The organism is Tabrizicola sp. (assembly GCF_030373185.1).
GTDB lineage: Bacteria > Pseudomonadota > Alphaproteobacteria > Rhodobacterales > Rhodobacteraceae > Tabrizicola.
On the sequence record NZ_JAUCZH010000001.1, the window covers coordinates 735,241 to 758,136 of the forward strand.

Consider the following 22,896-nt stretch of genomic DNA (forward strand, 5'->3'; position numbering starts at 1 on the left):
GCTACCGAAACCGCATGACGACATTGCGCAACATCTGCATCTGCTGCATTACCCGCTGACTTCGGTCGCGCGGGCGCTTCGTCATTCCCCTGGATGAAAAAGCCGAACCCCGCGCGTGGGATGCCGCGTATTGGGACGACTGACATGGTGACGATCCGCCTGACCAATTCGAAGACCCGGAAGAAGGAAGACTTCGTTCCGATCGACGCCAAGAACGTGCGGATGTATGTCTGCGGCCCCACGGTCTATGACCGCGCCCACCTTGGAAACGCCCGACCGGTCATCGTCTTTGACACACTCTACCGCCTTCTGCGCCACGTCTACGGGGCGGATCACGTCACCTATGTCCGCAACTTCACCGACGTCGATGACAAGATCAACGCCGAGGCGCTGCGTCGCCAGAAGGCCGGCGCGCCGGGAACGCTGGAAGAGCTGATCCACCAGCGGACCGAGGAAACCATCGCCTGGTATCACGCCGACATGGACGCGCTGGGGGCGCTCAGGCCGAGTATCAAGGGCGTTGTGTCTGAAAATGCCGAGCCTCGCGCCACCGAATTCATCACCCAGATGATCGCGATGATCGATGGGCTGATCGCGTCCGACCATGCCTATGCCAAGGACGGCCACGTCCTCTTTCGGGTCCGCAGCTACAAGGACTATGGCAAGCTTTCTGGCCGCAGCGTCGATGACATGATCGCCGGCGCAAGGGTGGAGGTCGCGCCCTTCAAGGAAGACCCGATGGACTTCGTGCTGTGGAAACCCTCCTCGGACGAAGAACCCGGCTGGTCCTCGCCCTGGGGCAGGGGCCGCCCTGGTTGGCACATCGAATGCAGCGCCATGGCGCATGAACTATTGGGCCAGTCCTTCGACATCCACGGCGGCGGCCTGGACCTGCAATTCCCCCACCACGAAAACGAAATCGCCCAATCCGCCTGCGCCCACCCCCACGGCGACTTTGCCCACTATTGGCTGCACAACGAGATGTTGCAGGTCGAGGGCAAGAAGATGTCCAAGAGTTTGGGGAATTTCTTCACGGTCAGGGATTTGCTGGATCAGGGCATCCCGGGCGAGGTGATCCGGTTCGTGTTCCTGATGACGCATTATCGCAGCCCGATGGACTGGACCGAAGCCAAGCGGAAGGACGCTGACCGAACGCTGGCAAATTGGCATCTTCAGACTTGGGAGCTTGATCCAACACCGGCAGAAGAGTTCGTGGCTGATAGGTCGCTCGTTGAAGCATTGGCAGAAGATCTAAACACGCATATGGCATTGGTTCGCTTGCGAGCTTTGCAAGATCAACCTCAGGCTCTACTTGATAACGCGCGCTGGCTTGGGCTTCTTCCTGATTCTGAACGCCAGCGTTTTCGTAACAGTTGGCTTTCTCTGAGTGCGGGCAGCGGTTCTTCTCCCGATTTCGCTGAGCTTGCACAGCGGCTCGATCACCTGCGGAAACAAGCAATAGACTCCAAGGACTTCTCCGCCGTCGATGCCCTCAAGTCCGCCCTGATAGCCGCAGGCGTCGAAGTCCGCATGTCCAAGTCCGGCGTGGAACTCGTCCCCGGCTCGGACTTTGACCCGGCGAAACTGGAGGCGCTCCAATGACCCGCGAACGCCTTTACCTTTACGACACCACGCTCCGCGACGGTCAGCAGACCCAGGGGGTCCAGTTCTCGACCACCGAAAAGGTCCAGATCGCCCGGGCGCTGGATACCCTTGGCGTCGATTACATCGAAGGCGGCTGGCCCGGCGCGAACCCGACCGACAGCGAGTTTTTCGCCGCCCCGCCAGAAACCAAAGCAACGATGACCGCTTTCGGCATGACCCGCCGCGTGGGCCGGTCGGCCGAGAATGACGACGTTCTTGCCGCCGTTCTGAACGCCAATACCCCCGCCGTCTGCCTTGTCGGCAAGACGCATGAGTTTCACGTCATCACAGCACTTGGCGTCACTCTGGACGAAAACCGCGAGGCCATAGCGTCATCCATCCGCCATCTTGTTGCCAAGGGGCGTGAGGCGATGCTGGACGCCGAACATTTCTTCGACGGCTACCGCGCCAACCCCGCCTACGCCCTGTCCTGCCTGACCGCCGCACTGGAGGCGGGCGCGCGGTGGGTGGTCTTGTGCGACACCAACGGTGGCACGCTGCCCGCCGAGATCAGCCGCGTGATGGCCGAGGTGGTGGCCGCTGGCATTCCCGGCGACCGGCTGGGCATCCATTGCCATGACGATACCGGCAATGGCGTGGCCAATACCCTTGCCGCGATCGAGGCGGGGTGCCGTCAGGTGCAAGGCACGCTGAACGGGCTGGGCGAACGCTGCGGCAATGCCAACCTGACCTCGCTGATCCCGACGCTGCTTCTGAAGGAACCCTTCGCCAGCCGGTTTGAGACCGGTGTCAGCCAGCAGGCCTTGGCGGGGCTGCTCAAGACCTCTCGGATGCTGGACGATATCCTGAACCGGGTACCGTTGCGGTCAGCCCCCTATATCGGTGCGTCAGCCTTTGCCCACAAGGCGGGGCTGCATGCCAGCGCCATCCTTAAAGACCCCACCACCTACGAACACATCGACCCGGCGCTGGTTGGCAATGAGCGCGTCATTCCGATGTCCAATCAGGCGGGTCAGTCAAACCTGCGCGCCCGGCTGGCGGCGGCGGGGATCAAGGTCGATCCGAAAGACCCCCGTCTTGGCCGGATCATTGAGGTCGTGAAGGAACGCGAGGATCAGGGCTATGCCTATGACGGCGCGCAGGCCAGTTTCGAGCTTGTCGCCCGCCGCGAGCTTGGCCTTTGCCCCGAGTTCTTCGAGGTCAAGCGCTACCGGGTTACGGTCGAACGGCGCAAGAACCGCTATGACCGGATGATCTCGCTTTCCGAGGCGGTGGTGGTCGTCAAGATCGGGGATCGCAAGATGATGTCGGTGTCCGACAGCATGGACGAGGCGGGGTCCGACCGTGGCCCGGTCAACGCGCTGGCCAAGGCGCTTGGCAAGGATCTTGGCCCCTATCAGGCCTGCATCGACGACATGAAGCTGGTGGATTTCAAGGTGCGGATCACCAATGGCGGCACCGAGGCGGTCACCCGTGTCATCATCGACAGCGAAGACGGGCAGGGGCGGCGCTGGTCCACCGTGGGAGTAAGTGCGAACATAGTGGACGCGAGCTTTGAGGCGCTGCTGGATGCGATCCAGTGGAAGCTGATCCGCGACATCGGCCAGCCCGCAGGTGCTGTGTGACGATCTTCGACCTCTTCGATGGCCTTGACCGGTGCGCTCCGGGGGATGCGGATAGCCTGCGGCGGGCCTGCGGCGGGCTTGCGCCAACCGCCTCGGTGCTGGATGCGGGTTGCGGGACGGGGGCGGATCTGCCCGCGCTTCTGGCGCTGGTGCCAGCGGGCCAGGTTACGGCTATTGACCTTGCCGAGCCCTTCATCGCCGCGATCAGGGCGCGGCTTCCGCAAGTGCGCGCCGAAGTGGCAGATATGACTGATCCACCGGGCGGGCCATATGACCTGATCTGGTCGGGCGGGGCGATCTATGGGCCGGGGATCAGGGCGGCGCTGGCGGCATGGCGCGGAAAGCTGGCCCCCGGGGGGCGAGTGGTCTTTACCGATCTTGTGCTGCGGGGCCGGGACGTCTCGCCGGACGTCGCGGATTTCTTTGCTGCGGAAGGGATACCCTTGCGCGATGTCTCAGGTCTTCAGGCCGAAGTCGCAGCCGCCGGCTGGCGTTGCCTGGACGGGTTCTGGCTGCCCGACAGCGCGTGGGACGCCTATTATCTGCCACTGGAACGGCGGCTGGACGCCATGGCCGTCGATCCACAAACGGCAGAGCTTGTGGCCGGGTTTCGCAGCGAGATTGCGCTTTGGCGGCACCATGGCGCGGAATATGGCTATCATCTGATCGTGGCGGTCCCGCAATGACCCTTGCCGCCTGCGCTGCATTGGTGGAACGCGGCGACCCGGACCGGTTTCTTGCCGTCATGGCCGCACCCGTGCATCTGCGCCCGCAGCTCTTGCCGCTTTACGCCTTCAATCTTGAGGTGGCCCGCGCGCCTTGGGTGACCGAAGAACCGCTGATCGCGGAAATGCGCCTGCAATGGTGGCGCGATGTGGTGGAGAACGCAGCCTCGGGTGCGGCGAGGGCGCATGAGGTGGCTGGGCCGCTGCACGACCTGATCCGCGATTTCGGCTTGCCGATTGCGGTGCTTGACCGGCTGATCGCGGCGCGGCGCTGGGATATCCACCGCGAGCCACATGACAGCGCCGAGGCGTTGAACACCTATCTGGAAGACACCGGCGCGGGGCTGATGTGGCTCGCCGCCCGCGCGCTTGGTGCGCCGGACACGGCGGAGGCCCCGCTCCGCGCCTATGGCTGGGCGGCGGCGGCGGCGGGCTATCTGCGCGCGGTGCCGGCCTTGCAGGCGCGCGGCAGGGTGCCATTGCCCGATGGGATCACCCCGCTGGATCTGGCCCGCGACGGGCTGGCGCGGCTGGCCACGGCACGGGCCGGGCGGCGCGTTGTGCCAAAGGCTGTGGCCCCGGCACTTTTGGCGGGATGGCAGGCGGAACCGATCTTGCGGCAGGTGGGTGACGGCACGGACGCAGCTTTGGGCCTGTCCGAGTTTCAAAGGCGCGGGCGGCTGATCTGGCAGGCCTTCACCGGGCGCTGGTAGGCGGGGCCAAGACCCTCAGGCGCGGGTTTCGGCGGGTTTCAGCCAAAGCCAGATCAGCGCGCCCCCGGCAAGGATCAGGAACGGCAGCATCGCAAGATTGACCATTTGCCAGCCCGCCTGGACCGAGCCACCCGAACAGTTCATCAGGCCGCCAGACGAGAAACTGGCCATGGTGACGCCGCCAAACACGATCAGATCATTCAGACCTTGCAGGCGGCCACGCTCCTCGGGGCGCTGTGCCGAGGTCAGCATGGTGGTGGCCCCGATGAAGCCGAAGTTCCAGCCGATGCCCAGCAGCACAAGGGCGATTAAGAAGTTTTCCAGCTCGACCCCCGCCATGGCCACCGCGCCGGCGGCGGCAAGGATGGTCAGGCCAAGGGCGATCACCCGTTCAACCCCGAAACGCGCAATGATGTGACCAGTGATGAAACTTGGCGCATACATCGCCAGCACATGCGCGGTGACGACATCAGCGGCATTCCCGGTCTCGAACCCGCAGCCGACGACCGCCAGCGGTGAAGATGTCATGACAAGGTTCATCAGCGCGTAGGATACCGTGGCGCAGATCATTGCGACAGCGATGGTCGGGGTACGCAACAACTCGCCCCGGGTGCGCCCGATCGGTGCGCCCGCGACGGGAGGGCGGGGTTTCGGTATGTCGAGGCCAAGAAACAGGAACATTCCGGCAAGGTTCAGCCCGATCACCGCAAGATAGCTGCCAAGGAAGGTGACGGCCATCAGGTCAGATGTCGCCTTGACCAGTTGCGGGCCGACAACGGCCGACAACAGCCCCCCCGCCATGACCCAGCTGATCGCCTTGGGGCGAAAGGCATCAGACGCGGTGTCGGCGGCGGCAAAGCGGTAAAAACCCTGCGCCGACATGTAGACCCCGGTGAAGAGCGCCCCGATGCAGAACAGAAGGAAACTGCCGGTCGCAAGGCCGTAAGCCCCGATCGCCGCCCCAAGCGCGCCGCCAAGCGCGCCGACGACAAAACCTGCCCTCCGGCCGTGGCGCTGCATGAAGGCCGAAATGGGCGTGGCGGTCAGCATCGACCCGATCACCGTCATCGAGATCGGCAGCGTCGCCCAACACGCGTTCGGTGCAAGGGTTGATCCGGCAAGTCCGGCGATGGTGAAGATCATCGGCATCTGCGCGCCAAGGATGGCTTGGGCTGCGACAAGGACAAGGACGTTGCGTTTGGCGAGGGCATCAGTGCTCATTCCCGTATCGGTAAGAGCCTGACGCGGGCAGGGCAAGGGGCAAACGGTGGTTGCCTCCGGCGGGGAGATTTGTAGACAGAAGATATGGTGGGCCGGATCATCCAAACCTTAGACTGTGTGGCCGAAGGGGCCGCATGGCTCGCCAAGTGCGAGCCTGCCTTTGCGCGTGCCTTGCCGCTTGTGGGTGATCTGCCCCTGCGGCGCGAGCCGGACGGGTTTGCCGCCCTCTTGCGCGCGATTGTGGGCCAGCAGGTTTCGGTTGCCAGCGCGCGGGCGATCTGGGCGCGGCTGGAGGCGGTCGGGCTGACCGAGGCCTCGGTGATGGCCTATGCTTCAGACGATGATCTGCGGGCGGCGGGGCTGTCGCGGCAAAAGGCGCGCTATGGCCGGGCCTTGGCCGGGGCGGGGATTGATTTTCACGCCCTGCGCCAGATGCCGGATGCCGAGGTTGTGGCGCGGCTGATCGCGGTGCCGGGGATCGGGGTCTGGACGGCGGAGATTTACGCCATGTTCGCGCTGGGGCGGGCGGATGTCTTTGCGCCGGGCGACCTTGCCTTGCAGGAGGCCACGCGGATGCTGTTCGGGCTTGAGACGCGGCCAAGCGATAAGGTGCTGCGGGTCATGGCCGAGGCCTGGTCACCCTGGCGGTCGGTTGCGGCGCGGCTCCTATGGGCCTATTACCGGGTGGCCAAGGAACGGGACGGGATAGCGTGATGCGGGAATTGCGGTTCGGACGGAAGGGGGCGGCGACACCATCGGCCCTCGTGGTGTTCCTGCATGGCTATGGCGCGGATGGGGCAGACCTTCTGGGCCTTGCCGACGTGCTGGCGCCGCACCTGCCGGGCGTGGCATTTCTGGCCCCCGACGCGCCCGAACGCTGCGTGGGCGGCGGCTTTGGCTATCAGTGGTTTCCGATCCCCTGGATCGACGGGTCACCTCAGGCGGCGGCTGACGCCGGGCTGGACGCGGCCGCCGAGGATCTGAACGGGTTTCTGGATGCACGGCTGGCCGAGACCGGGCTTGCGGCTGACCGGATGGCCGTGATCGGCTTCAGTCAGGGCGCGATGATGAGCCTGCATGTCACCCCGCGCCGGGCCGAATCGCTTGCCGGTGTGGTGGCGATTTCCGGGCGGCTTTTAAGGCCCGAACGGCTGGTGGCAGAGGCTTTGGTCAAACCCCCGGTCCTGTTGATGCATGGCGATCAGGATCCGGTGGTGCCGTTTGACGACATGGGCCGCGCAGGCGACGCTTTGCTGGCCGCTGGCTTTCCGACCTATGGCCATGTGATGCAGGGAACCGGTCACGGGATCGCGCCCGATGGTCTGGGCGTGGCGCTGCAATTTCTGAAGGAACGCCTGCCGCTGGGGCAATGACCTTGCGGAGCGCCCTGCGGCGCAAGCCCTTGCATCAAGAATCGGGGGGCGTTCCGCCCCCGAGGTGCAAATGCACCTCTCCCCCCTGAGGATATTTGCGGACAGATGAAAGGCTGATGTCTGCTTGCAGTCCTAAGCCTTGCTGGCAAGATAGGCAGCGCAGCCGGTAAGCGCAGCGTAGTCATCTTCGACAACTGTCACCGAGAAATCCTTCTGGAGCAGGTCCACACGGCGAGCATCGCGAAAGCCCTCCGCCAACCCGAAGGTTGCGAAATGCGGGGTCATGGCGCGGGACATGCCTCCGATCAGGTAGATGCCGCCATAGGGCAGGTGGATCAGGGCCAGATCGGCAAGGGTCTGGGCGAGGATATGGACATAAAGCCGTGCGGCATGTGTTGCGGTGCCGTCGGCTGTGGCCAGCGCGGCAAGGACTTCGGCGGAAGTGCGGCTATCCGGCTGACCAGCTTCGGCGGCAGCGAAGGCGTGAAGGTTGGCAAGGCCACGCCCCGCCAGAACCTCTTCCACGCCAGCGTGGGGGACTTCTCCTTCGGCGGCAAGGCGCGCTTCAATGAAGCGGGCAAGGCGGAAGTCCTCAGCCGTTCGCACCGGCATGTTGACATGGCCGCATTCCGACGGCGGCACCACGCGGCCCTGCGGGCCGGGATGGACCGGGGCGGCATTGACCCCGGTTCCAAGCCCAACGACCAGCATCGGCGCGCCGGTCTTGACCGGGCCATCGATGACGCGCCGCAGGTTTTCAGCCGGGATATGGCCAAGCGCCTGACCTTGGGCCTGCAAATCGTTGAGAATGGCAACTTTCTTCGCACCGGTCGCCGCGGAAAGCTTGGCCGCGTCCATCACCCAGTCAAGATTGGTCATGGTCGCCACACCATCTTGCACCGGGCCTGCTGCCGCCACGCAGACGCCACTGACCTTGGCATCTGTCTGGGCAAGGTAGTCCTGCAACACATGGGCAATGTCCTGCCCGCGCGCCTGATACTCGGCGTTGGGAAAGCGGCGGATGCTGTCAAGGCGCACCCGGGGACCATCGGCCAGCGCAACGCGGGTGTTGGTGCCTCCGATATCGGCGAGAATCGCAAGGGTCATCGGGGCCTCCTAGTCGTTGCGAGCCAGCGCGCGTGCGAGGGCGTGATAGGAGGATTTGGGCGTGCGCACCAGTGTCTGAAAATCGACATGGACCAGACCGAAGCGCTTTTCATACCCTTCGGCCCATTCGTAGTTGTCGAGCAGGGACCAGTAGAAAAAGCCCTTCACATTGGCCCCATCGGCGATTGCCCGCTTTGTCGCAGCAAGATGGGAAAACAGAAAATCTTCGCGAATCCGGTCTGTTACGGCACCATCTTCCAGTTGGTCGGCATTGGCCATGCCATTTTCCGTGACATAGATCGGCAGATCACCCACATAATCACGGGCCATCCGGGTCAGGAAATGATGCAACCCCTCGGGGTAGATCTCCCAACCCATCTGGGTTCGCGGACGGTCGCCGGGGACATCGCGCAGCGACGGCCAGGCCGTGCCGGGAGCATGGGCGTGCAGGTGTCGGGTGTAGTAGTTCACCCCCAGCCAGTCGAGCTTTTGCCCGATCAAAGGCATGTCTTCCTGCCAGTTTGCGGGCATGTGGGGGCCAAGGCCTTCCAGCACATCGGCAGGGTAGTCCTGGCGCACGATCCCCTCGATGAACCAGCGGTTCATGATACCGTCCCAAAGGTCTGATACCAAACGATCTTCGGCGCTTCCTGATGCCGGGGAGGCGTGGTCGAAGTTCAGCACGATCCCAAGGTTCTTCTGCCCCATCCCGCGCAGGCGTTCCACCGCCAGACCATGCGCCAGCAGGATATGGTGCATTGCCCGGGCCGTGGCGCGGATGTCGCGCAGGCCGGGGGCGTGGGCGCCGATGAAATGCGACAGCCACGCGACGCACCAGGGTTCGTTCACCGTGGCGATGCTGGCGACGCGGTCGCCAAGGCGGCGGGTTATCGCCTCGGAGAAATCCGCGAAACGGTAGCAGGTCTCGCGGTTGGTCCAGCCGCCAAGGTCGGCCAGCGCCGAGGGCATTTCCCAATGATACAGCGTCTGAAAAGGCTTCAGGCCGCGCGCAAGCATGCCATCAACAAGTCTGTCATAAAAATCCATACCTTCAGGGTTGACGTTCACCCCATCCGGCATGACGCGCGCCCAAGAGGTCGAAAAGCGGTAGCCGTCAAGATTTGCAGCCTGCAACAGGTCAAGATCGGCAGGCCACTGGTGATAGTGGTCGCATGCCCGCGCACCGTCTTCGGCTCGCACCACGTTGCCGGGCGTCGCGGCAAAGCTGTCCCAATGGCACGGGCCGCAAGCCCCGAAGGCGGATCCTTCGATCTGGTAGGCTGCAGTGGCGGCACCAAAGACAAAGTCTTCGGGAAAGTCGAAGCGCGACAATGACATGGGCTCAGTTCTTGAGTGCGGGGCCAGTTGACTGGCCGATGATCAGTTCAGCCTCGAGCAAGCGTTGCTGCGGGCCGGAGTCGGGATGGGCGATCACGCCTAGCAGCATTTCGGCCGCAAGGCGCCCGGCTTCGCGCACCGAAGATCGGGTTGCGGTGAAGATCGGCACATCCTCGCCGTTCTTCATGTAGGACAGGTCATCGTCATGGATGATGATCGAGACGTCACGACCCACGACAAGCCCTGCGCTTTCGACAGCCCGTCGCACCCCCATGCCCGAAATCATCGACGAGGCCAGGATGGCCGTCGCCGGATCGGGCAGGGCAAGCATGGCCTGCGCCGACCGGAAGCCCGCGATCTCGGTCATTTCGCCCGAAGCCATGAGTGCCGGATCCGGGGCGATTCCCCGGGCCGACAAGGCATCGACATAGCCGGTGCGACGCCGGATCGCGAAATCCATGAACTCCAAGCCGTTCACCAGGCCGATACGGACATGGCCAAGGTCCAGCAGAAACTCGGTCGCGCGCTGGAAGGCACGACGGTTGTTCACGTCAAGCCAGCAATAGGGCTCGGCCGTGCCGGTGGCGCGGCCATGGACGACGAAGGGCAGGCCGATTTCTCGCAACAGAGGGATGCGGGGATCTTTCATCCGGGGGGCGTGGACGATGACTCCGTCGACATTGCCTTTGGATTTCAGGCCACGATAGGTTTTCTCCTCGTCATCGTCGGGGACGACGGACAGGACCATGTCATAGTCGTTGCGGCTGTAGGTTTCGCCCGCGCCCGCGATGAAATCGGCAAAGACCGGATTGACGATCTCGTGTCGGGTGGCGATCGGAATGACGTGGCCGACGGCCATGGCACGACCGGTGGCCAGACGGATGGCACGCGTGTTCGGATGGTAGTTGTGCCGCTTTGCGGCCGCAACCACACGTTCACGCGTGGCTTCGTTCACCTCGGGATAACCGTTCAAGGCACGCGACACCGTGGTGGGCGACAACCCCAGTCTGGTGGCGAGTTCCTTCAGATTCATTGGTCCTGCTGCTCAAAACGGTTTCAACCGCCCAAACCTTAGCCACACATCCTGGGTGCGTCAAAACATATCGCCGACTTCCGTAAACGATTACGGCGTAGATTCAAGGCGGATTCAGGATGTCCTGCATGATTTGAAGGCGCTTTGGATTGACACATCACCTGTGATAAGCGAGGCTCAGCCATCCAAAGCGGTTTGAAGCGATTCTACCGCCCTTGGCTTAGCGCCCCGCCATGAGGGCGGGGGTACCGGGAGGAAAAACATGAAGTGCAAACTCTATGCCAGCGCGGCTGCGCTGGCGCTGATGGCATCTGGCGCGGTCGCGCAGGATCTTTCGTTTCCTGTGGGCGAAGGTGCGTTCAACTGGGCCTCATTCGAGGAATTCAAGGCCGCGAACACCGGGGTCGCCGGCGAAGTCCTGACGATTGCCGGGCCGTGGCTTGGCCCTGACCAGGAACTGGTCGAATCGATGCTGGCCTATTTCGAGGCCGCAACCGGCGTTGACGTGAAATACGTTGGCTCCGACAGCTTTGAGCAGCAGGTCCGGATCGACGCCGAAGCCGGTTCGTCGGCCAACATCTCGGTCTTCCCGCAGCCTGGCCTGACGGCAGACCTTGCCAAGCTGGGCTTTGTCGCCCCGCTGACCGATGCCGATGCCGACTGGCTGCGCAACAATTATGCCGCTGGCCAGTCCTGGGTGGATCTTGCCAGCTTTGCCGGTCCGGACGGTAATCCGGGCCTCTTCGGCTTCTTCTACAAGGTCGATGTGAAGTCGCTGGTCTGGTACAATCCGGAAAACTTCGAGGATGCGGGCTATGCAGTGCCGCAGACCATGGAAGAGCTGAAAACCCTGACTGACCAGATGGTTGCCGATGGCGTGACCCCCTGGTGCATCGGTCTGGGATCGGGCGGCGCGACGGGCTGGCCCGCGACCGACTGGGTCGAGGATCTGATGCTGCGCACCCAGACCCCGGCTGACTACGACGCCTGGGTCCGCAATGACTTGCCGTTCAATGACGCCAAGGTCGTGGCCGCAATCGACGAGTTCGGCTGGTTCATCGACGGTGATCGCGTGTCGGGCGGCAAGGGGGCGGTGGCCACCACCGACTTCCGCGACAGCCCGAAGGGTCTGTTCGCCTCGCCGCCGCAATGCATGATGCATCGTCAAGCCTCGTTCATCCCGTCCTTCTTCCCCGAAGGCACCGAGATGGGCGTTGACGCCGACTTCTTCTATTTCCCGGCCTATGCCGAGAAGGATCTTGGCAAGCCGGTTCTGGGTGCTGGCACCCTGTTCGGCATCACCAAGGACAGCCCGGCGGCGCGCGCCTTCGTGGATTGGCTGAAGACCCCGATCGCGCATGAAGTGTGGATGGCCAAATCCGGCTTCCTGACGCCGCACAAGGGCGTGAACACCGAACTTTATGGCGACGCCACCCTGAAGAAGATGGGCGAAATCCTGCTGGGTGCCGACACCTTCCGCTTCGACGGCTCTGACCTGATGCCGGGCGGCGTTGGTGCGGGTGCCTTCTGGACCGGCATGGTCGATTATGCCGGTGGCAAGTCGGCCCAAGAGGTTGCCGATGCGATCCAGGCCACCTGGGACGGTCTGAAGTAACAAGCTACGAAAAAACTGCCCTTCCCGGGGTGCGCGACTTCGGGAGGGGCTATTCACGGCCCGGCAAGGCCGCAAGACAAAGAACCGGTGCAGCCGGTCCACCAGGGGAGCGTGACACCGGGAGGAGGACCACCAATGCATCCGGCACTTCAGGGCCTGATCACGATTGTCGTCGGCGTCGGCGGCTGTATCGCGTACTACTACTTCTCGAACCTCTTCCTCGACAAGGTTCTGTTCCCGGCCAAGGGAGCAATGGCCGGTCGCAACATCAACCGCGCCAACATGGTCCGGCCCTGGCTGTTCCTGATGCCTGCTCTGGTGGCACTTGGGCTTTACCTGGCCTATCCGGTGTTTGCCACGATCCATCTGTCGCTGACCCAGCGGGTTGCCGGGGGCGGGTTCGAGTTCGTGGGCTTTGAGAATTATGTCAAGATGAGCGGCGAGCCCAAGTTCTGGGAGGCACTGACCAACAACCTCTTCTGGCTGATCGTGGTGCCTGCCGCGTCGACTGCCTTTGGTCTTCTGGCCGCGCAGCTGTCGGACCGGATCAAATGGGGCAATGTCGCCAAGTCGCTGATCTTCATGCCGATGGCGATTTCCTTTGTCGGCGCGGCGGTGATCTGGAAACTGGTCTATGACACAAGGCCCGCCGGGCAAGAGCAGATCGGTGTGATGAACGCGGTCTGGCTGAGCTTTGACGAGGGCAGCATCTGGTCTTTCCTGTTCCTGAAGCTGGTGCCGATCCTGCTGGTGGCGGGATTTGCCGTAGCGATCGCGCTGATGACATGGGCGCTGGCAAAGCCAGTAGTGCAGCGCAACGGCCCGGTGTCGGGCTGGCGCACGGCGGCGGCGGTGCTGGTCGGGGCGGGGGCGGTCTGGCTGATCTACAAGTCGATCTTCGGCATCCTTGGCATTGCCACGGCAAGCCTGCCCTATGGCGAGCCGCAGACCTGGCTGACCATGCCGTTCTGGAACAACTTCTTCCTGATGGCGGTGCTGGTCTGGATCCAGACCGGTTTTGCCATGGTGATCCTGTCCGCCGCGCTGCGCGGTGTGCCGGAAGACACCATCGAGGCGGCGATTGTCGACGGGGCAAACCCGTTCCAGATCTTCTTTCAGATCAAGGTGCCACAGATCATGGGGACAATAGTCGTGGTCTGGACCACGATCACCATCGTCGTGCTCAAGGTCTTCGACATCGTCTACGCGATGACCAACGGCCAGTGGGAAACGCAGGTTCTGGCGAACTACATGTATGACAAGCTGTTCCGCGCCAATGACTGGGGCGTGGGGTCGGCGGCAGCCATGGTGATCATGCTGCTGGTCACGCCGATCCTGGTCTGGAACGTCTACAACGCCCGCAAGGAGATGCGCTGATGGCCCGCGACTGGACAGGAGCAGATCATGGATAACATCGTGGGCAAGAAATCCGGGTTGACCTGGGCGGTCCATATCTCGATGGCGCTTCTGGTGGCGCTGTGGCTTTTCCCGACGGTGGGGCTGTTCGTGTCGTCGTTCCGGACCTCGGACCAGATTGCCACCTCGGGCTGGTGGTCTTCGCTTGGCACCCAGGAACGCCAGAACCCGGCCATCCGGATCGAGGGCGATGTGGTCGAGGTGGACGGGCAGTTCACCATTTCCGGCAATCTTTTCGGCCGCACGGGCGTGACCGTGGGCGCCTGGGGAACCAACAGCCGCGAGCCACAGGCCTATGGCCCGGGCGAGACGGTTGATCTTGGCGAGGGTCAGGCCCTGACCGTACGGGAGAACGGCGACTACACACTTGCCGCACCCAGCGATTTCGGCGACCAGCGCCTGCCACGGGTCTTTACCACGGCCGAAACACCGCCCGAGTTCACGCTGAACAATTACAGCGCCATTCTGTTTGATCAGCGCAACGTTGACGGGATGGCCAAGGCCTTCTTCAACACGCTGACCGTGACGATCCCGGCGACGATCATACCGATTCTGGTGGCGGCCTTTGCGGCCTATGCGCTGGCCTGGATGGACTTTCCGGGCAGGGCGCTGCTGATTGCCGCGATTGTCGGCCTCTTGGTCGTTCCGCTGCAACTCGCGCTGATCCCGCTTTTAAAGCTCCACAACGATATCGGGATCGGCAAAAGCTATCTGGGGGTGTGGCTTGCCCATACCGGCTTTGGCTTGCCACTGGCGATCTACCTTCTGCGGAACTACATGGTTGGCCTGCCGCGCGACATCATCGAGAACGCCAAGGTCGACGGCGCGACGGATTTCCAGATCTTCACCAAGATCGTGCTGCCGCTTTCCTTCCCGGCGCTGGCCTCGTTCGCGATCTTCCAGTTCCTCTGGACCTGGAACGACCTTCTGGTGGCCCTTGTCTTCCTGCTCGATTCAAGTGGCGAGACAACCGTGATGACCAAGCAGATCGTCGAACTGATGGGAACCCGTGGCGGCAACTGGGAGATCCTGGCGACGGCGGCATTCGTGTCGATCGCCGTGCCGTTGGCGGTCTTTTTCGCCATGCAGCGCTATCTGGTGCGCGGCTTGCTGGCGGGGTCGGTCAAGTGAGCCTGATGGAAAGGGAAGGGCGCAAGGTGCTGGCGGCGGACCCGGATTGGTGGCGGGGCGCGGTGATCTATCAGATATATCCGCGCAGCTTTCAGGACAGCAACGGCGACGGGATCGGCGATCTGGCCGGGATCACCACTCGGTTGGACCATATTTCTGGTCTTGGCGCGGATGCGATCTGGATCAGCCCGTTCTTCAAAAGCCCGATGAAGGACTTCGGCTATGACGTCAGCGATTATTGCGACGTTGACCCGATGTTCGGCACGCTGGCTGATTTCGACGCGCTGGTCGGCCGCGCGCACGACCTTGGCTTGCGGGTGATGATCGACCTTGTATTGTCCCATACTGCGGATGCCCACCCGTGGTTTGCCGAAAGCCGCAAGGACCGGACCAATCCGAAGGCGGACTGGTATGTCTGGGCCGACCCAAAGCCGGACGGCACGCCCCCGAACAACTGGCTTTCGGTCTTCGGCGGCTCGGCCTGGACATGGGATGGCCGGCGCGAACAGTATTACCTGCACAACTTCCTGACCTCGCAACCCGACCTCAACCTGCACCACGAACCGGTGCAAGAGGCGCTGCTGGATGTTGCGCGCTTTTGGCTGAAGCGGGGCGTGGACGGGTTCAGGCTGGACACGATCAACTTCTACTTTGCCGACAAATATTTGCGCGACAACCCGTCCTTGCCCAAGGAATTGCGCAATGACTCGATCGCGCCTTCGGTGAACCCCTATAATCACCAATTGCACCTCTTTTCCAAGAACCAGCCGGAAAACCTTGAATTCCTGCGGAAATTCCGCGCCGTCCTCAACCCATACAACGCCGCGGCCGTGGGTGAGGTGGGCGATGCCCAGCGGGGCCTTGAAATCATGGCCGAATATACCAGCGGCGGCGACAAGGTGCAGATGTGCTACCCGTTCGAGATGCTGCAACCGACCCGGCTGACCGCTCCCTTGCTGGTCGAAACTTTCGAGCGGATGCGGGCTGCCGCCCCTGACGCCTGGCCCTGCTGGTCATATTCCAACCACGACACCGTGCGGCACATCACCCGCTGGGGCCTGTCCGAGGCTGCCGCCAAGACCTATGCCACGCTTCTGGTCTGCCTGCGCGGTTCGCTATGCCTTTATCAGGGCGAGGAGTTGGGCCTGCCTGAAGCCGAGTTGGGTCTTGAAGAATTGCAAGACCCCTACGGCATCCAGTTCTGGCCCGAATTCAAGGGCCGCGACGGGGCGCGAACGCCAATGGTCTGGGTTACCGACAACGCCAGTGGGGGGTTCAGCACTGGCAAACCATGGCTGCCGGTGAAATCGCCACATTTGCCGCTGTCGGTGGCACGACAAGATCACGAATACTCCTCTATCCTGTCGCATTACCGTCGCGCCTTGGCCTTTCGCCGGGAGTATCCAGTATTGCGTAGCGGCTCGATGGACAACATCGTCGCCGTGGGTGGGGTAACGAGTTTCCGGCGCAGAGGAGATGAAGATCTCTTCTGCGCCTTCAACCTTGGGGACACGGTGGCCGAAATCGGCCTGCCCGAGGGTCAATGGACAACAATCGGAACGGAACTGGGAAGCCAGACCGCCACAGGGGGCCGCGTGACGCTGGCCCCTTGGGGCATTTGTCTGGCCCGGCGGAGCTGAGGGGGAGGGATACCATGGCTGAACTGGTCTTGAAGAACGTCGAAAAGGCCTATGGCGAGGTCAAGGTGTTGAAGGACATCAACCTCGAGATCCAGACGGGCGAACTTATCGTCTTTGTCGGCCCATCGGGCTGCGGGAAATCCACGCTGTTGCGGATGATCGCTGGCCTCGAACGCATCACCGGTGGCGATTTCAGCATCGACGGTGTGCGGATGAACGATGTGCCACCCGCACAGCGCGGCATCGCGATGGTGTTCCAGTCCTATGCGCTTTACCCGCACATGACTGTGCGCGACAACATGAGCTTTGCTCTGAAGATCGCCAAGAAATCTCCGGCGGAAATCAGCGCGGCGGTCGACAAGGCCGCGCGCATCCTGCAACTGACGCCCTATCTTGACCGCCTGCCCAAGGCCTTGTCCGGTGGCCAGCGACAGCGCGTAGCAATCGGGCGCAGCATTGTGCGCGATCCCAAGGTCTATCTTTTCGATGAACCGCTGTCGAACCTTGATGCCGCCCTCCGGGTGGCAACGCGGATCGAGATTGCCCAGTTGAAAGAGGCGATGCCAAACTCGACCATGGTCTATGTCACGCATGATCAGGTTGAGGCGATGACCCTTGCCAGCCGGATCGTGGTGCTGGCAGGCGGCGGGATCAGCCAGGTCGGCACCCCGCTGGAACTTTACGAGCGACCCGAGAATGAATTTGTGGCACAGTTCATTGGCAGCCCGTCGATGAACCTTTTGCCCGGCGAGGTGATCGAGACCGGCGAAACCACCGTAGTGCGTCTGGAAAATGGCGGGCTGGCGCGCACGCATGTCCCGACGCAAAGTGCCGACAAGGGCCTCAAGGTAAAGATCGGCGTGCGCCCCGAGGATTTCACCGAAACCGACGGTGACGCGATTCATGCGGGGACAGTCGAGATCACCGAGGCCTTGGGCGAAGTTACCCTGCTTTACTTCCAGAAAACCGCCGATGGCGCGCAAATTGTGGCAAAGCTGCCGGGAATTCGCCCGGAGTTGCGCCGCACCGAAGTTAAGCTGACAGCGGATTCGAACAAGGTGCATCTTTTTGCGAATGGACGGTCGCTGCTTTACAGGTAGGTCAGTGCCACGATCCCAAGCCAGAACAGGCTGAGTGCAGCGGCGATGAACACCGGCACCCAAAGCGTAAGCCTTGGGGCCGGGGCAGGGGTCTTGGTCAGGGATACCCGTTTCATGGCTTGGATTAAGGTCATTGAAATCTTTCCCTGCCGTTAATGGCGGCATGGTTCTTGGTGATGACACGCACCCTTTCTTTCTGCCGTTTCAGCAAAGCGCGGTCTATGGCCGGGCCGCGGTTGCCTGCGGCGCAAAGGCGCAATGGGTCGATCTTGGCATCGGCTTTGCGCTGGCGGTTGACCGTGGCCCCTTCCGCCTGATCTCACGCGGGCCGGTCTGGACGGAGGCGGCAGGGGCCTCGGTTCGCAGAACTGCGCTGCGCGGGATGGCGCGGCGGTTCGGGGTCACGCTTGCCACACCCGAAGCGGCGCTTGTCGGGGTCGGCCTGATCCCCCTTGTCACGCCCGTGCATCACGCGGTCTGGGATCTCTGCCCCGATCCGCCTGGCAACCTGCGCACCAGAATGGCGGGAAAATGGCGCAACGGTCTGGCTTTGGCAGAACGCGCCGGGCTGGCCCCCCGGGCGACAGACTGCGCGGTCCTTGGCCCACTGCTCCGCGCCGAGGGGCTGCAACGCAGCATGCGGCGCTATCGCGCACTTCCGGCTGCCTTCACCCTTGCCTTGCCGGGCAGCGCCTTGCGGCTGTGGGAATGGCGCAAGGATGGCCAGCTTCAGGCCGCGATGGCCTTTGTCCGGCACGGTCGCTCAGCCAGCTATCATCTTGGCTGGGCATCGCCTGTGGCGCGGCTGGCCGGGGTCCACCGCCTGATGCTGGTCCGCGCCGCCGAGGCGCTGCAGACAGAAGGCGTGTGCTGGCTTGACCTTGGGTCCGTCAACACGGATGCAGCGCCAGGTCTGGCACGTTTCAAACTTGGATCGGGCGCGGCATTGCGGCCATTGGGGGCGACGCTTCTGGTCTTGCCCTGAGGCTTGCCCTTGCACCGCGCCCGGGGCAGGGTGGCGAAAAATGGGGGGCCAGATGGTTACGGTAACCGATGAGATGATCGAGACCTATCAACGCGACGGTGTGGTGCTGATCAAGGGGCTCTGGGCTGATTGGGTCGACATGCTGCGCGCCGGCATCGCCCGCAATATGGCAAGTCCAACGCATCAGATGGCCACCCTGAAACCCGGAGAGCCGGGCTATTTCTTCGACGATTATTGCAACTGGTCCCGCATTCCCGAATTTGGCGCCGTCATCCGTCAGTCCGAAGCGGCAGAGGTGGCCGCGCAACTCATGCGGTCGGACCGGGTGCAGTTGTTCCACGATCATGTGCTGGTCAAGGAACCCGGCACCACAAAGCCGACGCCATGGCACACCGACGGGCCGTATTACTTTGTCGAAGGACGCCAGACCGTCAGCCTTTGGTCGCCGCTTGATCCGGTGCGCGAGGCGGCGCTGCGCTGCGTGGCTGGCAGCCACCTGTGGCCAAAGGATGTGATTCCCACCCGCTGGATGGCCGAGACCAACTTCTACCCCGGCGAGCATGATTATATCCCCGTCCCGGACCCGGAGGCCGAAGGGATGGAAATCCGCGAATGGCAGATGGAGCCGGGTGATGCGGTGGCCTTCAACTTCCGCACCCTGCACGGCGCGCGCGGCAACAGTGCCGCCACCCGGCGGCGGGCGTTTTCGCTGCGTCTGGTGGGGGATGACGCGCGCTATGTGGAACGGCCCGGGCCAACCTCGCCGCCGTTTCCGGGGCATGGGATGCAACCGGGTGACCGCCTTCGCGAGGACTGGTTCCCGGTCTTGCGGCACTAGGTCCAGGCAAGGGCCACCAAGCGCCATTGCCAAGACGCAATGCTGCGGTATGACAGGGGCAAGGAGAACCCGATGAACCCGCAAGATGCCCGTCCGAAACGCTATCCACCGCCAGAGTTTCCGCCACGCAAGGTGGCCGCCTTCGCCAAGACCCCGCCGGCGATTTTCTCGCCAATTCTGGGGCTTTTGGGGTTGGCTCAGGCTTTGGCCATTGCATTGGCGCTGGTTGGCCTGCCCGCGGCGGCAGGTCAACTTCTTGCCGGCCTTGTGGTTCCGCTTTGGGCATTCGCGGCCTTCGCCTATGCGGCAAAGCTGGCACGCCGCCCGTCAGTGGTGATGGATGATCTGCGGGTTCTGCCCGGTCGGGCTGGGCTTGCTGCCATGGCAATGGGTGGGATGGCGGCGGCGGCGCTACTTGCGCCCTATGTGCCGGGCGCGGCCTCGGCGCTTCTGGTCCTTGCCCTTTGTGTGCATGCGGTCCTTGCCGTGCTGTTGATCCGGCTTCTGATCAGCCTGCCACCCGCCGGACGCGAGGTGAACCCGACGTGGCATCTGAGCTTCGTGGGTTTCATCGTCGCGGCCCCGGCATCCCTTCTGCTGGGCTGGACGGGGTTGGCCGAAGCGCTGTTCTGGCTGACCTTGCCAGTTGCGGTCCTGATCTGGGGCCTGAGCGGGCTGCAATTTCTTCGCAATGTGCCGCCGGTGCCGCTCCGCCCGCTGCTGGCGATCCATGTGGCGCCCGCCAGCCTGATGGCCATCGTCGCGGCCTTGCTGGGAAAATCCGAAATGGCTCTGGGCTTTCTGGGGCTTGCGCTGGTCTTCGCGCTGGGGCTGGTCGCGGCGGGCCGCTGGGTGACGGTCAGTGGCGTGACGCCGCTTTGGGGCAGCTTTACCTTTCCTTTGGCTGCGTTGACACAGGCCATGCTGCTGCAAGCCGGCATATGGAAGGTACCGGGGCTTGCGCTTCTGACGATCGGGCTTGCGGCCATACCGGCAATTGCCTGGTGGGTGCTGAAGCGCTGGCCGGGCGGGCGTCTTGGTCAGGTGACAAACGCCGCCGAGGCTTAGGCCCGCAGAAACCTCAGATCAGCCCGACCCAGGCCCGCGCAAGCGCCAGCCCATGCGCATCGGCCGCAGCCCCTCGGGTTTCAGCTTCCAAGGGGTGGCGTTCGGCCCAGCCCGGTGCCATCCGGTCGATACCTTCGGGAAACTTCGCCACCCAGTCACTGACCACGGCCCGGCTGGCCTCGAAGTGAAACTGGGTGCCATAGGTCGCGCGGCCGATGCGGAAGGCCTGTGCTGCGGCGTTTGCGCTTGTCGCCAGATGCACGGCCCCGCCGGGCAGGGTGAAAGTGTCGGAATGCCATTGGAAGATCGGGAAGGTTTCAGGCAGCACCGACAAGACCGGATCGACCCGCCCGGCCGCGGTCAGCCCGACATCGACCCAACCGAATTCCGGTGCCACACCAAGCCGGTTTTCGGCACCAAATGCCCGTGCCAGCAATTGCGAGCCAAGGCAAATTCCCAGAACCGGACGGTCTGCCGCAGTATAGTCGGCCATCAAACGGGCCAGATCGGGCAGATAGGGGTGGGTGTGATCATCGGTGGCCGACTGTTCGCCGCCAAAGACCACCAGCGCATCCGCCTCGACCCCGGCGGGCAAGGCGGCCCCGGTCCAGGGCTTCCAAAGGTCGATCAGCGCCGCGCGTTCATGCAGCGCCACGCCCACCTGTCCGTGATGGGTGATCTGGGTATTTTCGACAATGGCAACGCGCATCGGCTGGCTTCCTTCTGGCGTGGACACTCTGCATGGGCCAGCCAAAGCCGCAAGGGGGCGCATTTCCCCTTGCCAAGCCTGCGCGCGCGTGAAAAGGCAAACCGCCAAACGACGCCACCTCCGAAAGGGTTTTTTCATGGAGATTCGTGAGGCTCTCACCTTTGATGACGTGCTTTTGGTGCCAGCGGCATCAAGCGTGTTGCCGTCGGATGCCGACACATCAACCTTCGTGACCAAGGCGATCCGGATGAACATCCCGCTGCTGTCCAGCGCGATGGATACCGTGACCGAAGGCCGGATGGCGATTGCCATGGCGCAGGCGGGCGGGATCGGGGTGATCCACCGCAACCTTGATCTTGAGGCGCAGGCGCGTGAAGTGCGCCGGGTGAAGCGGTTTGAAAGCGGCGTCGTCTATCAGCCGATCACCCTGACCCCCGATCAGACCCTTGCCGATGCCAAGGCCTTGATGGAACGCTATTCGATCACCGGTTTTCCGGTGGTTGATGCGACGGGCAAGGTGCTGGGCATCGTGACCAACCGCGACATGCGATTTGCGTCCGATGACCGCACTCCGGTTTCGGTGATGATGACATCAGACAATCTGGCGGTGCTGCGTGAACCGGTGGACCGGGCGCAGGCCATCAGCCTGATGAAGGCGCGGCGGATCGAAAAGCTGCTGGTCACGGACGGGCAGGGCAAACTGACCGGACTTTTGACGCTGAAAGATACCGAAAAGGCCGTGCTGAACCCGCAGGCCTGCAAGGATGATCTGGGGCGGCTAAGGGTGGCGGCGGCCTCAACCGTGGGCGATGCGGGCTTTGCCCGGTCCGAGGCTCTGATTGATGCGGGTGTCGATCTGGTGGTGATCGACACCGCGCATGGCCATAGCGAAGGCGTGGCCCGCGCGGTCGAACGGATCAAGCGGCTGTCGAACACGGTGCAGGTGGTGGCAGGCAACGTCGCCACGGCCGAGGCGACGCGGGCGCTGATCGGGGCGGGGGCTGATGCGGTAAAGGTCGGGATCGGGCCGGGCAGCATCTGCACCACCCGGATCGTGGCGGGCGTGGGCGTGCCACAGCTGACCGCGATCATGGATTCGGCCCGTGCGGCGGGCGACGTGCCGGTGATTGCCGATGGCGGCATCAAGTATTCCGGCGATTTCGCCAAGGCGATTGCGGCGGGGGCGTCCTGCGCCATGGTGGGCAGCGCCATCGCCGGGACGGACGAATCCCCCGGCGAGGTGATCTTGTGGAACGGGCGGTCCTTCAAGGCCTACCGAGGCATGGGCAGCCTTGGTGCAATGGCGCGGGGGTCGGCGGACCGGTATTTCCAGAAGGACGCGGCGTCTGACAAGCTGGTTCCAGAAGGGATTGAAGGGCAGGTGCCTTACAAGGGCAGCGCTGCGGCGGTCATTCACCAGATGGTCGGCGGCCTGCGCGCGGCGATGGGCTACACCGGCTGTGGCACCGTGGCTGCAATGCGGACGCAGTGCAAGTTCGTGCGGATCACCGGGGCTGGCCTGAAGGAAAGCCACGTCCACGACGTGCAGATCACCCGCGAAAGCCCGAACTACCGGGTTGGCTGAAACCGCCACTCAGCCGGTCAAGGCGGGCGGTCACAGGCGTGTCGTCACAGGCGGGGGCAGTTTGCCAAA

General features: G+C 63.4%; 21 protein-coding genes. 15 read left to right on the plus strand and 6 right to left on the minus strand.

The window, feature by feature from the left end; translation table 11 throughout:
• The first annotated feature begins 144 nt into the window (after positions 1 to 144).
• Genes cysS through QUV21_RS03585 form a run of 4 tightly spaced genes read left to right on the plus strand, consistent with a single transcriptional unit; the run spans position 145 to position 4,668 of the window.
• Complete coding sequence (cysS, locus tag QUV21_RS03570; protein WP_300853165.1) at positions 145 to 1,602, plus strand: cysteine--tRNA ligase; 1,458 nt, start codon at positions 145 to 147, stop codon at positions 1,600 to 1,602.
• Entirely contained in the window at positions 1,599 to 3,230 is a 1,632-nt protein-coding gene (gene cimA / locus QUV21_RS03575; RefSeq protein WP_300853166.1) for a citramalate synthase, read from the plus strand. The genes cysS and cimA overlap by 4 nt, the downstream gene beginning before the upstream one ends.
• Complete coding sequence (locus QUV21_RS03580; protein ID WP_300853167.1) at positions 3,227 to 3,916, plus strand: class I SAM-dependent methyltransferase; 690 nt, start codon at positions 3,227 to 3,229, stop codon at positions 3,914 to 3,916. The genes cimA and QUV21_RS03580 overlap by 4 nt, the downstream gene beginning before the upstream one ends.
• Positions 3,913 to 4,668, plus strand: a complete 756-nt coding sequence (locus QUV21_RS03585; RefSeq protein WP_300853168.1) for a squalene/phytoene synthase family protein — start codon at positions 3,913 to 3,915, stop codon at positions 4,666 to 4,668. Before QUV21_RS03580 ends, QUV21_RS03585 begins: the two co-directional genes overlap by 4 nt.
• 15 nt (positions 4,669 to 4,683) lie before the next feature.
• Here the strand turns inward: QUV21_RS03585 and QUV21_RS03590 are convergent, their stop codons facing one another.
• Positions 4,684 to 5,889: an MFS transporter gene (locus QUV21_RS03590; protein ID WP_300853169.1), complete on the minus strand. Its 1,206-nt coding sequence runs from the start codon at positions 5,887 to 5,889 to the stop codon at positions 4,684 to 4,686.
• Between the two features lie 84 nt (positions 5,890 to 5,973).
• Between QUV21_RS03590 and QUV21_RS03595 the strand changes: the two genes are divergently transcribed.
• Positions 5,974 to 6,603 carry a DNA-3-methyladenine glycosylase 2 family protein gene (locus QUV21_RS03595; RefSeq protein ID WP_300853170.1) on the plus strand — a complete coding sequence of 210 codons (630 nt, stop codon included), beginning with the start codon at positions 5,974 to 5,976 and terminating at the stop codon, positions 6,601 to 6,603.
• Positions 6,600 to 7,262, plus strand: a complete 663-nt coding sequence (locus tag QUV21_RS03600; protein ID WP_300853171.1) for a dienelactone hydrolase family protein — start codon at positions 6,600 to 6,602, stop codon at positions 7,260 to 7,262. Before QUV21_RS03595 ends, QUV21_RS03600 begins: the two co-directional genes overlap by 4 nt.
• 132 nt (positions 7,263 to 7,394) lie before the next feature.
• On the opposite strand, the gene QUV21_RS03605 is transcribed toward QUV21_RS03600, so the two are convergent.
• The 3 genes from QUV21_RS03605 to QUV21_RS03615 are packed head-to-tail and all read right to left on the minus strand — an operon-like array spanning position 7,395 to position 10,740.
• Positions 7,395 to 8,369 carry an ROK family protein gene (locus QUV21_RS03605; protein WP_300853172.1) on the minus strand — a complete coding sequence of 325 codons (975 nt, stop codon included), beginning with the start codon at positions 8,367 to 8,369 and terminating at the stop codon, positions 7,395 to 7,397.
• Positions 8,370 to 8,378: 9 nt separating this feature from the next.
• On the minus strand, positions 8,379 to 9,707 hold the full coding sequence (locus QUV21_RS03610; RefSeq protein WP_300853173.1) for a GH1 family beta-glucosidase: 1,329 nt from the start codon (positions 9,705 to 9,707) through the stop codon (positions 8,379 to 8,381).
• Between the two features lie 4 nt (positions 9,708 to 9,711).
• Positions 9,712 to 10,740, minus strand: a complete 1,029-nt coding sequence (locus tag QUV21_RS03615) for a substrate-binding domain-containing protein (RefSeq protein ID WP_300853174.1) — start codon at positions 10,738 to 10,740, stop codon at positions 9,712 to 9,714.
• Positions 10,741 to 11,002: 262 nt separating this feature from the next.
• Here QUV21_RS03615 and QUV21_RS03620 point away from each other — a divergent pair, with 262 nt between their 5' ends.
• The 5 genes from QUV21_RS03620 (at position 11,003) to ugpC (ending at position 17,642) form a co-directional block, all read left to right on the plus strand.
• Positions 11,003 to 12,355 (plus strand): ABC transporter substrate-binding protein, encoded by a 1,353-nt coding sequence (locus tag QUV21_RS03620; protein WP_300853175.1) that lies wholly within the window; start codon positions 11,003 to 11,005, stop codon positions 12,353 to 12,355.
• 135 nt (positions 12,356 to 12,490) lie between these two features.
• Complete coding sequence (locus QUV21_RS03625; protein ID WP_300853176.1) at positions 12,491 to 13,732, plus strand: sugar ABC transporter permease; 1,242 nt, start codon at positions 12,491 to 12,493, stop codon at positions 13,730 to 13,732.
• A gap of 27 nt (positions 13,733 to 13,759) precedes the next feature.
• The gene (locus QUV21_RS03630) at positions 13,760 to 14,902 is read left to right on the plus strand and encodes a carbohydrate ABC transporter permease (protein WP_300853177.1); all 1,143 of its coding nucleotides are present in this window, start codon (positions 13,760 to 13,762) and stop codon (positions 14,900 to 14,902) included.
• Positions 14,903 to 14,907: 5 nt separating this feature from the next.
• Positions 14,908 to 16,542, plus strand: coding sequence for an alpha-amylase family glycosyl hydrolase (locus QUV21_RS03635; protein ID WP_300853178.1), 1,635 nt, complete (start codon positions 14,908 to 14,910; stop codon positions 16,540 to 16,542).
• A 14-nt stretch (positions 16,543 to 16,556) separates the two neighbouring features.
• Complete coding sequence (ugpC, locus tag QUV21_RS03640) at positions 16,557 to 17,642, plus strand: sn-glycerol-3-phosphate ABC transporter ATP-binding protein UgpC (RefSeq protein ID WP_300853179.1); 1,086 nt, start codon at positions 16,557 to 16,559, stop codon at positions 17,640 to 17,642.
• Here the strand turns inward: ugpC and QUV21_RS03645 are convergent.
• A complete protein-coding gene (locus QUV21_RS03645; RefSeq protein ID WP_300853180.1) occupies positions 17,633 to 17,776 on the minus strand; it encodes a hypothetical protein in 144 nt (47 codons plus the stop codon). The two genes, ugpC and QUV21_RS03645, sit on opposite strands and share 10 nt — an antisense overlap.
• Here QUV21_RS03645 and QUV21_RS03650 point away from each other — a divergent pair.
• The 3 genes from QUV21_RS03650 to QUV21_RS03660 all read left to right on the plus strand — a co-directional run bounded on the left by QUV21_RS03650 (position 17,776) and on the right by QUV21_RS03660 (position 20,533).
• On the plus strand, positions 17,776 to 18,627 hold the full coding sequence (locus QUV21_RS03650; RefSeq protein ID WP_300853181.1) for a GNAT family N-acetyltransferase: 852 nt from the start codon (positions 17,776 to 17,778) through the stop codon (positions 18,625 to 18,627). The genes QUV21_RS03645 and QUV21_RS03650 overlap by 1 nt on opposite strands.
• 52 nt (positions 18,628 to 18,679) lie before the next feature.
• On the plus strand, positions 18,680 to 19,465 hold the full coding sequence (locus QUV21_RS03655; RefSeq protein WP_300853182.1) for a phytanoyl-CoA dioxygenase family protein: 786 nt from the start codon (positions 18,680 to 18,682) through the stop codon (positions 19,463 to 19,465).
• Between the two features lie 72 nt (positions 19,466 to 19,537).
• A complete protein-coding gene (locus QUV21_RS03660; protein ID WP_300853184.1) occupies positions 19,538 to 20,533 on the plus strand; it encodes a tellurium resistance protein in 996 nt (331 codons plus the stop codon).
• A 13-nt stretch (positions 20,534 to 20,546) separates the two neighbouring features.
• On the opposite strand, the gene QUV21_RS03665 is transcribed toward QUV21_RS03660, so the two are convergent.
• On the minus strand, positions 20,547 to 21,242 hold the full coding sequence (locus QUV21_RS03665) for a type 1 glutamine amidotransferase (RefSeq protein WP_300853185.1): 696 nt from the start codon (positions 21,240 to 21,242) through the stop codon (positions 20,547 to 20,549).
• 136 nt (positions 21,243 to 21,378) lie between these two features.
• On the opposite strand from QUV21_RS03665, the gene guaB reads away from it, so the two are divergent.
• Positions 21,379 to 22,827, plus strand: coding sequence for an IMP dehydrogenase (guaB, locus tag QUV21_RS03670; RefSeq protein WP_300853186.1), 1,449 nt, complete (start codon positions 21,379 to 21,381; stop codon positions 22,825 to 22,827).
• Positions 22,828 to 22,896 lie beyond the last annotated feature (69 nt).